This is a genomic window from Phytobacter sp. V69, from assembly GCF_965644215.1.
Classification (GTDB): Bacteria; Pseudomonadota; Gammaproteobacteria; order Enterobacterales; family Enterobacteriaceae; genus Phytobacter.
In genome coordinates this window covers 1-11,531 of record NZ_CBFFRL010000161.1, presented here as the reverse complement: position 1 = coordinate 11,531, position 11,531 = coordinate 1, and the positions used below count along the sequence as shown (strand labels likewise).

Genomic DNA, 11,531 nt, shown 5'->3' with positions numbered 1-11,531 from the left:
GCGGGCATCGTGAAAAGTCTATGTCAAAGAAAGGGTTATGTTCTCATAATTGACGATTAAATCGCACCTTCCTTAGGTGGCAAAGCGGGGGATTAGCCCGCCGTTGCTGTTTACAGTACGACACCCGCAAAGGCCGCGGAAAGTAGACTGACCAGGGTTGCACCGTAGACCAGGCGCAGGCCGAAGCGGGAGACGACATTTCCCTGCTGCTCGTTAAGCCCTTTGATCGCACCCGCCACGATACCGATAGAGGCAAAGTTAGCGAACGACACCAGGAACACGGACAGAATACCCAGCCCGCGCGGCGTCATTTCAGCGGCAACTTTCTGTAATTCGATCATTGCTACAAACTCGTTAGCCACCAGTTTGGTTGCCATAATGCTGCCCGCATGCAGGGCATCTGACAGCGGAATGCCGACCAGCCACGCCAGCGGATAGAACACATAGCCGAGGATTTGCTGGAAGCTGATGCCAAACAGGGCGGAGAATAACGCATTGATCGCGCTTATCAGGGCGATAAAACCAATCAGCATCGCCAGAATAATCATCGCCACTTTGAAACCGGCCAGAATATACTCACCCAGCATCTCAAAGAAACTTTGCGATTCGTGGAGTTTTTCCAGCTTAATTTCCGGCTCGCCTTCCGGACGCGTCGGGTTAATGACCGACAGGATAATAAAGGTGCTGAACATATTCAGGATTAACGCCGCCACCACATATTTGGCATCCAGCATCGTCATATAGGCACCAACAATCGACAGCGATACCGTCGACATGGCCGTCGCTGCCATGGTGAACAGGCGACGAGAGGAGAGGTCGGCCAGAATCCCTTTGTAAGCAATGAAGTTTTCCGACTGGCCAAGGATCAGCGAACTGACCGCGTTAAACGACTCCAGCTTGCCCATGCCGTTGAGTTTCGACAGCAGAGTACCGATAAGACGAATGAAAATTGGCAGAATTCGCCAGTGCTGCAAAATACCAATCAGTGCGGAAATGAAGACGATAGGGCACAGCACGCCAAGGAAAATAAACGCCAGTCCTTTTTCACTCATCCCGCCAAAGACAAAGCCGGTACCTTCACCTGCGAATTTAAGCAGTGTTTCAAAAAAGCCAGAGACATATTTAATCAGCGTTAGTCCGCTTTGTGCGTGTAAAAAGAACCACGCCAGCGCCAGCTCAATAACCACCAGTTGCAGAATGAAACGCACGCGAATTTTGCGGCGATCGAAGCTGGTGAGCCATGCCAGAGCCAGAATGACGACCAGCGCCAGAAGGAAATGCAGGAAGTTGATCATATTGGAAATTGTGCAGGTAAATGGGGCGCTCATTTAGCCACAGCCCTTATACTCAGTAAACAAAAAGTTAATGATTTGTAAGCTAACTTTTTGCCATGCAACCGCCGATTCTGCATAACACCCGTTTCGATCATTCCTTGATTACGGTCTGGTTACATCCATTCATTATTCAGATCAATTTTCGCTTGAGTTTCCTTTTGTCGTAATGATAATCACTATCAATGAAATTTACTTTTCTTTTCAGCAATTGACCATTGATGACAGCAGAGGCGTTCGCATGTTTGTTCCATTTCTCATTATGTTACGTGAAGGCCTCGAAGCGGCGCTGATCGTCAGTTTGATTGCCAGCTACCTTAAGCGCACCCAACGCGGACGCTGGATTGGCGTGATGTGGATTGGCGTGTTTCTCGCCGCGGCGCTGTGCCTGGCGCTGGGCATCATCATTAACGAAACCACCGGCGAGTTTCCGCAGAAAGAGCAGGAGCTGTTTGAAGGTATCGTCGCGGTGATTGCCGTGGTGATCCTGACGTGGATGGTTTTCTGGATGCGTAAGGTGTCCCGCAACGTCAAAGTGCAGCTGGAGCAGGCGGTAGATAACGCACTTTCCAGCAGTAACAACCATGGCTGGGCGCTGATTATGATGGTCTTCTTCGCCGTGGCGCGTGAAGGGCTGGAGTCGGTTTTCTTCCTGCTGGCGGCGTTTCAGCAAGATGTGGGGATCTGGCCGCCGATTGGCGCGATGCTGGGGCTGGCCACCGCAGTAGTGCTGGGCTTCCTGCTCTACTGGGGCGGTATTCGCCTGAACCTCGGCGCGTTTTTCAAATGGACCAGCCTGTTTATTTTGCTGGTCGCAGCGGGCCTGGCGGCAGGGGCGATTCGCGCGTTCCATGAAGCCGGGCTGTGGAACTACTTCCAAGATGTAGCGTTTGACCTGAGTAATGTGCTGACGACGCACTCCCTGACGGGCACACTGCTGGAAGGTATTTTTGGTTATCAGGAAACGCCGAGCGTTAGCGAAGTGGGCGTCTGGTTACTGTATCTGATTCCTGCGCTGGTGCTGTATGCGATGCCACCGCGCTCGGGTACGCAGCCTTCCAGGGCTGCACACTAACATCTGTACCGGGTTAATTATAGTTACAACATACTTTAATAAGGGAAGGGTCATGGCTATTCATTTTCGTCGTAGTGCGTTACAGGCAGGGATCGCAACGCTGCTCTCCTGCGCGTTTGCTGCCCATGCAGCGGATGTTCCTCAGGTAAAAGTGACCGTCACGGACAAGCAGTGTGAGCCGATGAATCTGACGGTAAATGCAGGCAAAACGCAGTTCCTGATCGTCAACCAGAGCCAGAAGGCGCTGGAGTGGGAAATTCTCAAAGGCGTATTGGTGGTTGAAGAGCGCGAAAACATTGCGCCGGGCTTTAGCCAGAAACTGACCGCCAACCTGCAACCGGGTGAATATGACATGACCTGCGGCCTGCTGACCAACCCGAAAGGCAAGCTGATTGTGACAGGTAAAGCGACAGCGGACGCGGCAAAAAGCGAAGCATTGCTGAGCCTGGGCACCGCGATCACCGACTACAAAGCCTATGTGACGGCTGAAACAGCTGAGCTGGTAAAAGGCACCAAAGCCTTTACTGACGCGGTGAAAGCGGGCGATATCGAGAAAGCCAAAGCGCTGTATGCGCCGACGCGTCAGCACTATGAGCGTATCGAGCCAATTGCCGAGCTGTTCTCCGATCTTGATGGCAGCATTGATGCCCGTGAAGACGATTATGAGAAGAAAGCGGACGATCCGAAATTCACCGGTTTCCACCGTCTGGAAAAAGCGCTGTTTGGCGACAATTCTGTGAAAGGGATGGACACTTACGCTGAGCAGCTCAACACCGACGTGCAGGATCTGCAAAAACGCATTAGCGAGCTGGCCTTCCCTCCGTCAAAAGTGGTGGGCGGCGCGGCTGGTCTGATTGAAGAAGTTGCCGCGACCAAAATCAGCGGTGAAGAGGACCGTTATAGTCACACTGACCTGTGGGATTTCCAGGCTAACGTCGATGGCGCGCAGAAAATTGTGGACCTGCTGCGCCCTCAGTTGCAGAAAAACAACGCGGCACTGCTGGCTAAAGTGGATGCGAACTTCAAGAAAGTCGACACCATTCTGGCGAAGTACCGCACCAAAGACGGTTATGAAACCTATGACAAGCTGACGGACGCAGACCGTAACGCGCTGAAAGGACCGATTACGACACTGGCGGAAGATCTTGCTCAACTGCGCGGTGTGCTGGGTCTGGACTAAGCATCATGAATGAAAAAAAAGAAAATGACGCCGTCAGTGAGCCTTCACGACGTCGTCTGTTAAAAGGTATGGGCGCGCTGGGAGGCGCGCTTGCCCTTGCCGGAGGTTGTCCGGTGGCGCACGCGGCTAAACCGCAGAGTGCGCCAGGCACGCTTTCCCCGGATGCACGCATGGAAAAACAGCCGTTTTACGGTGTGCATCAGGCGGGGATTTTGACGCCGCAGCAGGCGTCGATGATGCTGGTCGCTTTTGATGTGCTGGCGACGGACAACGCGGATTTGCAGCGTCTGTTTCGCCTGTTAACGCAACGTATTGCTTTCCTGACCGAAGGGGGCCCGGCACCGGAAACCCCCAATCCGCGCCTTCCGCCGATGGATTCCGGCATTCTGGGGCCGTTTATCGCACCGGATAATCTCACCATCACCGTGTCGTTAGGCGATTCTCTGTTCGACGACCGTTTTGGCCTGAGTGCACAGAAGCCGAAAAAACTGCAGAAGATGGAGCGCTTTCCCAATGACGCGCTGGTCTCTTCCCTGAGTCACGGCGATCTGCTGGTGCAAATCTGCGCCAATACTCAGGACACGGTGATTCATGCGCTGCGCGATCTTATCAAGCACACGCCGGATTTGCTGAGCGTGCGCTGGAAGCGGGAAGGGTTTATTTCCGACCACGCCGCGCGCAGTAAAGGAAAAGAGACGCCGGTTAATCTGCTGGGCTTTAAAGACGGCACGGCGAATCCGGACAGCAGTGATAACGCGCTGATGGACAATGTGGTGTGGGTGACGGGCGATCAGGCGGAGCCTGCATGGGCCGTTGGCGGCAGCTATCAGGCCGTGCGCATCATTCAGTTCCACGTTGAGTTTTGGGATCGTACGCCGCTCAAGGAGCAGCAGACCATCTTTGGTCGCGATAAGCAGTCTGGCGCGCCACTGGGGATGCACAATGAGCACGATGTGCCGGACTATGCCAGCGACCCGGGCGGTGATGTGATTGCCCTGGACAGCCATATTCGCCTGGCCAACCCGCGCACGCCTGCAACGCAGTCCAGCCTGATGATGCGCCGTGGCTATAGCTATTCGCTGGGCGTCACCAACTCCGGGCAACTCGATATGGGGCTGCTGTTTGTCTGCTATCAACACGATCTGGAGCAAGGTTTTCTGACGGTGCAAAAGCGTCTTAATGGCGAAGCGCTGGAGGAGTATATTAAGCCTATCGGAGGTGGCTACTTCTTTGTGCTGCCTGGCGTTAAAGACCAAAGTCATTATCTGGCGCAAGCGCTGCTCGAAGCCTGAAAAAGAATCCTGCCTGAAGCCGGGCAGGATAATCTCTTATCTGTAGCATCCATTCACACTTTTTCTGCCATCAAACTATCAATTTTTCGTATGAGAAAGTATCTGTTATTTTTCTGTAATATTGTTGATAGACACTCTTTTCCATGGCGCAGGGTAAACGCTCGTTAGACTTTCGTAAAAATAATGTTGCGTTTATGCTAATTTTTAATGTAATTATTACATAGAAGCCCTGCGGTGATGTCGTCACCTGGAGATCGCGGATGGTAAAGTCCTGTACTGGACGTAACACCAAAAATCAGCGCAACACCCGACTCGGGGATGCATACTCCGGCAGTAAACGCTTCACCTCTGAATTCCTCTCCTTCATTCCTGTTTCCGATTCAACCGACATGGCAGGCGCTAATGCCAGCTGCTTTGTTATGTCAATTTCAAAGGCAAGACATGGCTTACAAGGAAGCCAAACCTCAGACGTTCGTGCGCATAATCGTGCCGATTTTGGTGCGTGTGATGTAAACCAACAACTCAAGGTGCTATCCATGGGAAGACAGAAAGCAGTGATCAAAGCTCGTCGTGAAGCTAAACGTGTGCTGAGACGCGATTCGCGCAGTCACAAACAGCGTGAAGAAGAGTCGGTCACCTCGCTTGTGCAGATGAGTGGCGTTGAAGCAATTGGCATGGCAAGGGATAGCCGGGATAACTCACCGATTGTTGCGCGTAATGAAGCTCAGGCGCAGTACCTGAATGCTATCGAGAGTAAACAACTGATATTCGCGACCGGGGAAGCCGGCTGCGGTAAAACATGGATCAGCGCGGCGAAAGCGGCGGAAGCCCTGATTCATAAGGATGTGGACAGGATTATTGTGACCCGACCGGTTCTGCAGGCCGACGAAGATCTCGGCTTCTTACCTGGTGATATCTCGGAGAAGTTCGCGCCGTATTTCCGGCCCGTCTACGATGTGCTGGTGAAGCGTCTGGGAGCGTCCTTCATGCAATACTGCCTGCGACCAGAGATTGGTAAGGTAGAGATCGCGCCGTTCGCCTATATGCGCGGACGTACCTTTGAAAATGCGGTTGTCATTCTTGACGAGGCTCAGAACGTGACCGCTGCGCAAATGAAAATGTTTTTAACGCGCCTCGGGGAAAACGTGACGGTTATCGTTAACGGCGATATTACTCAGTGTGACTTGCCTCGTGGGGTACAGTCCGGCCTGAGCGATGCGCTGTCGCGTTTTGAGGAAGATGACATGGTAGCGTTGGTGCGTTTCACCACAGACGATTGCGTCCGCTCCGCGCTCTGCCAGAGAACGCTGAAAGCGTACTACTAACCTTTCAGCGTGCGATAAGGCCCGGGAAACCGGGCTTTATTTTTTTGTGGAGATGGATCCCGGGTGCGCTGGCGTTTGCACTTTCGGGGGGGATTGACTCGCTTCGCTCGCTGTTACTCGGCCCATCCCTGGGCCTCGCCCCTTCGGGGCCAACGCAAGCGTTGTTCAAAATTGCTCCCGGCAATTTTGTGCGGGCAGCTTCCTCGCAGGCCCGTCATCTGTCCAACTGGCTGGCGCCAGTTGTCGAACCCCGGTCGGGGATTCTCATCCCCTCAGGTTCGGGAGGATATAAAAGAAAAAAGCCCGTACTTTCGTACAGGCTCTTATCTGAAATGATGGCGGTGAGGGGGGGATTCGAACCCCCGATACGTTGCCGTATACACACTTTCCAGGCGTGCTCCTTCAGCCACTCGGACACCTCACCACATTTTTTGCTGTCACCCCACCGGGGGGCAACGGGGCGCTACTATAGGGAGTTGTGCTAAAACGGTCAAGCATATTTTCGGTATTGATGATTGTTCGCTTAAGGTGTGAGCAACGGCAGGAAAAGGTGGGCTGGCAATGCGCAGATTTCCCTTGTGGCATCATGGTTGACTGCCCAATTTCCCCCGGATGCGCTGACGCTTATCCGGGCTACGCGATAACGGTCTGCACCGAACCGATCCCCTCGCCCCTTTGGGGAGAGGGTAGGGTGAGGGGAAATCGCGGCGCATCGCTGGCGTTTGCACTTTCGAGGGGGGATTGACTCGCTTCGCTCGCTGTTACTCGGCCCATCCCTGGGCCCCGCCCCTTCGGGGCCAACGCAAGCGTTGTTCAAAATTGCTCCCGGCAATTTTGTGCGGGCAGCTTCTTCGTAGGCCGTCATCTGTCCAACTGGCTGGCGCCAGTTGTCGAACCCCGGTCGTGGATTCTCATCCCCCCAGGTTCGGGAGGATATAAAAGAAAAAAGCCCGTACTTTCGTACAGGCTCTTATCTGAAATGATGGCGGTGAGGGGGGGATTCGAACCCCCGATACGTTGCCGTATACACACTTTCCAGGCGTGCTCCTTCAGCCACTCGGACACCTCACCATATTGTCTTCCCGATGTTGTCGGGACGGGCGCTAATGTAGAAAAAACCGGGAGTTCCGTCAATCTTCTTTTTCAATAAATTAGCGCGTTTAGACAAACTTCAAGCAACCTGCTTCTTAAACGTTCTGAAATTGGCCTTTTTCTCGGCAATGCAGTTTTCTGAATACTTTCAGAGATATTTGCTATGGTGTTGTGTGAACAAAATTATCTTATAAAACGACAGGTAACCCCGATATTTACCGGGAAATAACATCGTCTATCTGGAGCAGAAATGGAGATTATCTTTTATCACCCGACCTTTGATCCTGCCTACTGGCTGCCGGCATTGCGCGACGCAATACCGGGGGCGAACGTACGCGAGTGGCGCGAGGGTGATGATGGCCCGGCCGATTATGCGCTGGTTTGGCATCCGCCTGTCGAGATGCTACGGGGGCGTGAGCTAAAAGGGGTCTTCGCGCTGGGGGCCGGGGTCGACTCCATCCTGAGCAAACTCAATGCGCATCCGGAAATGCTGGCACAGCATATCCCGCTGTTTCGTCTCGAAGATACCGGCATGGGACTACAAATGCAGGAATATGCGGTCAGCCAGGTGCTGCACTGGTTCCGCCGTTTTGACGACTACCAGGCGCTGAAACAGCAGGCGAAATGGCTGGAGCTGGAGGAGTATCGCCGTGAAGATTTCACCATCGGTATTCTCGGTGCGGGCGTACTTGGGGCCAAAGTGGCCGCCAGCCTGCACGCATGGGGTTTTCCACTGCGCTGCTGGAGCCGCTCGCACAAAGATCTGCCAGGCGTGACCAGTTTTGCCGGAACCGACGAGCTGGGAACATTTTTGCGCGGAACACGGGTATTGATAAATCTGCTGCCCAATACCCCGGAAACGGTGGGGCTCATTAACCAGGCGGTGATAAATCAGCTGGCGGATAACAGCTATATTATGAATCTCGCACGCGGTGTGCATGTTGTCGAAGACGATCTCCTGCAGGCGCTCAATAGCGGCAAGCTGAAAGGGGCGATGCTGGATGTGTTCAGTCGCGAGCCACTGCCTGCCGACCATCCGCTGTGGGCGCATCCCCGGGTTGCCATGACCCCGCATATTGCTGCCACCACCCGGGCCGATGAAGCCGTTGCCTTTATTGCTGGCACGATTGGGAAACTGGAGCGGGGTGAAACGGCGCAGGGGCGGGTCGACCGGATACGCGGCTATTAATGAAGCTTCCGTGTCAGACCGGGTTTTTCGTTAAAAATGGCGGCGATAACTGCTATCCTTGCAGAAACAACTACAGGAGAGTTTCATGTATCCCGTTGACCTGCATATGCATACCGTCGCCAGCACCCACGCTTACAGTACCCTGCAAGACTACATTACCGAAGCAAAGCGAAAAGGGATTAAGCTTTTTGCCATCACCGATCATGGCCCGGACATGGAGGATGCGCCGCACTACTGGCACTTCGTCAACATGCGTATCTGGCCACGGGTCGTGGACGATGTGGGCATTCTGCGCGGCATTGAAGCCAACATCAAAAATATTGAAGGTGAGATTGATTGCAGCGGCCCAATGCTGACCTCACTGGATCTGATTATTGCGGGCTTTCACGAACCGGTGTTTGCTCCGCATGATAAAGACACCAACACTCAGGCGATGATTGCGACGATGGCCAACGGCGTTGCGCACATCATCAGCCATCCGGGTAACCCTAAATACCCGGTCGACATTCCGGCAATTGCCGCCGCCGCGAAATACAATGTGGCACTGGAAATCAACAACTCCTCTTTCCTTCATTCACGTAAAGGCAGCGAAGCAAATTGCCGTGCCGTTGCCGCCGCCGTTCGCGATGCGGGAGGGTGGGTCGCGTTGGGGTCCGATTCGCATACCGCCTTTACGCTGGGCGAATTTGCCGAGTGCCGCAAAATCCTGGATGAGGTCGACTTCCCGGAAGATCGCATTCTGAATGTCACACCGCGCCGTATGCTGAGTTTCCTCGAAGCGCGCGGAATGGCCCCGATTACTGAATTTGCCGACTTTTAATTAGCCACTGGAATCATTGCATGAACGAATTTTCCATCCTTTGCCGCGTACTGGGTTCACTGTTTTACCGTCAGCCGCAGGATCCCTTACTCGTGCCGCTCTACACCCTCATCCGTGAAGGTAAGCTGGCGCAAAACTGGCCGCTGGAGCAGGATGAAATGCTGGAACGCCTTCAAAAGAACTGTGATGCACAGGCACTGGCCGCTGATTTCAATGCGCTGTTTGTCGGCAATGAAAGCCGCGTTTCCCCTTATCGCAGCGCCTGGGTCGATGGGGCAACCGAGGCCGAAGTGCGGGCGTTTCTCTCTTCTCGCGGCATGCCACTGACAGATGCCCCGGCGGACCATTTTGGCACCTTGCTGCTGGCGGCATCCTGGCTGGAAGACCAGTCGGCGCAAGATGAGAGTGAAGCGCTGGAAACCCTGTTTGCAGAATATCTGTTGCCGTGGTGTGGCACGTTCCTCGGAAAAGTGGAAGCCCATGCTACAACACCGTTCTGGCGGACTATGGCGGCGCTGACGCGTGATGCACTCTCCGCCATGTGGGATGAGTTGCAGGAAGCCGAAGAGGAATAAGTGTGATTTGAGTCACATTTAAAATGCAACAACAAATCTGTTATTGCAATTATTGAGCATCAAATCACATAAATCAGACGCGTATCTGTTAAGATGCGCGCCATGAACATACTTCTCTCCATCGCATTAACAACAGGCATTCTCTCCGGTCTCTGGGGTTGGGTTGCCGTCTCTCTCGGTCTGATCGGCTGGGCCGGATTTCTGGGCTGTACCGCCTACTTTGCCTGTCCGCAAGGTGGCGCTAAAGGCCTGTTGATTTCTGCCTGCACGTTAATGAGCGGGGTAGCCTGGGCGCAGGTGATTATTCACGGTAGCGCGCTGGCTCCGCATCTCGAAATTGTTGGGTATGTCATGACCGGGTTGGTGGCGTTTCTGATGTGCGCCCAGGCGAAAAATCTGCTGCTCTCTTTCGTTCCGGGTACCTTTATCGGTGCGTGTGCTACCTTCGCGGGGCAGGGCGACTGGCGTATGATTGTGCCTTCGCTGTTGGTCGGGTTGCTGTTCGGCTATGCCATGAAAAACAGTGGTCTGTGGCTTGCGGCGCGTAACGCCGGTGAGATGACGAAAGAACAAAAAAAAGCGTGACGGGTTAATCCGCCACGCTTTTTTCTGTCTTTGCCATCAGGATTCCGGAGGCATCGACGCCATTTCGCGATACTTGACCAGCACTTCGTTTTTTCCCTCTGCCTTGTTCTGCAGATCCCACAGCCCACGATCGATTCCGTCATTAATCAGCAGAATCACCCCTGTCTCTATGGCCGACATCAGGCAAAGCATGACCGGTTCATTGGCGGTGAAGCCCACTTCGCCTTCCAGCAGACGCTGATAATCAATAAAGCGGAATACCCCAGCCTGGACTTCATAAGACAAAATCGTTTTGCTGGTATTCACCGATGAGAGCACTTCGCCGGTACTGACGTTGACGACGCGCAGGTTCACGGCGATTTGGTCGAGCTGATATTGCGTATCAGCACCAATGCCGAAATAACGCGCACCTATGCCTCCCGATTTAACATTGCTTTCATAACCGATAATGGAGCCTTCAATCATGACGTTTGCCGCGGTCAATGACTGGAGAGGGAAGCGGTTATTGATAGCAACCGTGCCGTTTTCCTGTGCCGCACGAATGATTTTGCGTTCATTCAATAGATTCTGCAGTCCCTGGCGTTCCAGCGGAACAAACCAGCGCGAATCTTTCAGCGCCGTTACCAGCATGGAGGTGGCGCTCTGCGGAACGGCGGTTGAGAAGTTACTGGCCGGGTAGGGTTTAAACTGCCCGGTTTCATCCTGAATATTGTACACTGACACATATATTTTAACGGAAGGCAGTGGCAGGTGCGTTAAATCACTATAGCTTTGTGCCCGGGGTAATAACGTAGGTTTGGCGGCCTGTTTTGGCGGCGCGGTTAAGCATCCGCTTAATAAGCACACGGCCAGAAGTATTAATAAGCGCTGCATGATTAATGTCCTGTAATGGCGATACTTTAAAAATCGGTTGAACCGCTTTGTAAACCAGAAACCTGAATAGTCGATACTTTCCCTGTCTTTCTGTCAGTGACATTTAGGGAAGGTGCGAGGCGGATTCAACTCCGAAGTGCAACGCTAAGCCGCCAATCTTAGCTCTGCAAACACCACAGACGGTTGCCTGAATC

At 53.5% G+C, this 11,531-nt stretch carries 10 protein-coding genes, 2 tRNA genes and 1 pseudogene; 8 read left to right on the top strand and 5 right to left on the bottom strand.

From position 1 onward, the window contains the following. Positions 1-110: 110 nt before the first annotated feature. The gene (locus ACSZPU_RS19145) at positions 111-1,295 is read right to left on the bottom strand and encodes a NupC/NupG family nucleoside CNT transporter (protein WP_499002023.1); all 1,185 of its coding nucleotides are present in this window, start codon (positions 1,293-1,295) and stop codon (positions 111-113) included. A gap of 277 nt (positions 1,296-1,572) precedes the next feature. Between ACSZPU_RS19145 and efeU the strand changes: the two genes are divergently transcribed. From efeU to phoH, 4 genes are all read left to right on the top strand, one after another. After that, a complete protein-coding gene (efeU, locus tag ACSZPU_RS19140; RefSeq protein ID WP_499002021.1) occupies positions 1,573-2,406 on the top strand; it encodes an iron uptake transporter permease EfeU in 834 nt (277 codons plus the stop codon). 52 nt (positions 2,407-2,458) lie between these two features. After that, entirely contained in the window at positions 2,459-3,586 is a 1,128-nt protein-coding gene (gene efeO / locus ACSZPU_RS19135; protein WP_499002018.1) for an iron uptake system protein EfeO, read from the top strand. A 5-nt stretch (positions 3,587-3,591) separates the two neighbouring features. After that, positions 3,592-4,878, top strand: coding sequence for an iron uptake transporter deferrochelatase/peroxidase subunit (gene efeB, locus ACSZPU_RS19130; RefSeq protein WP_499002015.1), 1,287 nt, complete (start codon positions 3,592-3,594; stop codon positions 4,876-4,878). A gap of 536 nt (positions 4,879-5,414) precedes the next feature. Next, positions 5,415-6,203, top strand: coding sequence for a phosphate starvation-inducible protein PhoH (gene phoH, locus ACSZPU_RS19125; RefSeq protein ID WP_499002012.1), 789 nt, complete (start codon positions 5,415-5,417; stop codon positions 6,201-6,203). A 336-nt stretch (positions 6,204-6,539) separates the two neighbouring features. Here phoH and ACSZPU_RS19120 read toward each other — a convergent pair. Then, positions 6,540-6,627, bottom strand: a tRNA-Ser gene (locus tag ACSZPU_RS19120). 559 nt (positions 6,628-7,186) lie between these two features. Further along, positions 7,187-7,274, bottom strand: a tRNA-Ser gene (locus ACSZPU_RS19115). Positions 7,275-7,545: 271 nt separating this feature from the next. Here ACSZPU_RS19115 and ghrA point away from each other — a divergent pair. The 4 genes from ghrA to ACSZPU_RS19095 all read left to right on the top strand — a co-directional run bounded on the left by ghrA (position 7,546) and on the right by ACSZPU_RS19095 (position 10,464). Next, the gene (gene ghrA / locus ACSZPU_RS19110; RefSeq protein ID WP_499002010.1) at positions 7,546-8,484 is read left to right on the top strand and encodes a glyoxylate/hydroxypyruvate reductase GhrA; all 939 of its coding nucleotides are present in this window, start codon (positions 7,546-7,548) and stop codon (positions 8,482-8,484) included. Between the two features lie 85 nt (positions 8,485-8,569). Beyond that, positions 8,570-9,304 (top strand): phosphatase, encoded by a 735-nt coding sequence (locus ACSZPU_RS19105; protein WP_499002008.1) that lies wholly within the window; start codon positions 8,570-8,572, stop codon positions 9,302-9,304. A 20-nt stretch (positions 9,305-9,324) separates the two neighbouring features. Further along, positions 9,325-9,879: a TorD/DmsD family molecular chaperone gene (locus tag ACSZPU_RS19100; RefSeq protein ID WP_499002006.1), complete on the top strand. Its 555-nt coding sequence runs from the start codon at positions 9,325-9,327 to the stop codon at positions 9,877-9,879. A 102-nt stretch (positions 9,880-9,981) separates the two neighbouring features. Then, on the top strand, positions 9,982-10,464 hold the full coding sequence (locus ACSZPU_RS19095; RefSeq protein WP_499002003.1) for a DUF1097 domain-containing protein: 483 nt from the start codon (positions 9,982-9,984) through the stop codon (positions 10,462-10,464). Between the two features lie 36 nt (positions 10,465-10,500). On the opposite strand, the gene csgG is transcribed toward ACSZPU_RS19095, so the two are convergent. Together csgG and ACSZPU_RS19085 are read right to left on the bottom strand one after the other, a co-directional pair. Next, positions 10,501-11,337 carry a curli production assembly/transport protein CsgG gene (csgG, locus tag ACSZPU_RS19090; RefSeq protein ID WP_499002000.1) on the bottom strand — a complete coding sequence of 279 codons (837 nt, stop codon included), beginning with the start codon at positions 11,335-11,337 and terminating at the stop codon, positions 10,501-10,503. A 26-nt stretch (positions 11,338-11,363) separates the two neighbouring features. Beyond that, positions 11,364-11,444 (bottom strand): annotated as a pseudogene (locus tag ACSZPU_RS19085) (curli assembly protein CsgF); the annotation flags it as partial. Between the last annotated feature and the right edge of the window lie 87 nt (positions 11,445-11,531).

Excerpts from the sequence above, each read along its gene's own strand:
- efeU (WP_499002021.1), top strand. The coding sequence starts at position 1,573 with ATGTTTGTTCCATTTCTCATTATGTTACGTGAAGGCCTCGAAGCGGCG.
- ACSZPU_RS19145 (WP_499002023.1), bottom strand. The coding sequence starts at position 1,295 with ATGATCAACTTCCTGCATTTCCTTCTGGCGCTGGTCGTCATTCTGGCT.
- ghrA (WP_499002010.1), top strand. The coding sequence starts at position 7,546 with ATGGAGATTATCTTTTATCACCCGACCTTTGATCCTGCCTACTGGCTG.
- csgG (WP_499002000.1), bottom strand. The coding sequence starts at position 11,337 with ATGCAGCGCTTATTAATACTTCTGGCCGTGTGCTTATTAAGCGGATGC.
- ACSZPU_RS19100 (WP_499002006.1), top strand. The coding sequence starts at position 9,325 with ATGAACGAATTTTCCATCCTTTGCCGCGTACTGGGTTCACTGTTTTAC.
- efeO (WP_499002018.1), top strand. The coding sequence starts at position 2,459 with ATGGCTATTCATTTTCGTCGTAGTGCGTTACAGGCAGGGATCGCAACG.
- efeB (WP_499002015.1), top strand. The coding sequence starts at position 3,592 with ATGAATGAAAAAAAAGAAAATGACGCCGTCAGTGAGCCTTCACGACGT.
- ACSZPU_RS19095 (WP_499002003.1), top strand. The coding sequence starts at position 9,982 with ATGAACATACTTCTCTCCATCGCATTAACAACAGGCATTCTCTCCGGT.
- ACSZPU_RS19105 (WP_499002008.1), top strand. The coding sequence starts at position 8,570 with ATGTATCCCGTTGACCTGCATATGCATACCGTCGCCAGCACCCACGCT.
- phoH (WP_499002012.1), top strand. The coding sequence starts at position 5,415 with ATGGGAAGACAGAAAGCAGTGATCAAAGCTCGTCGTGAAGCTAAACGT.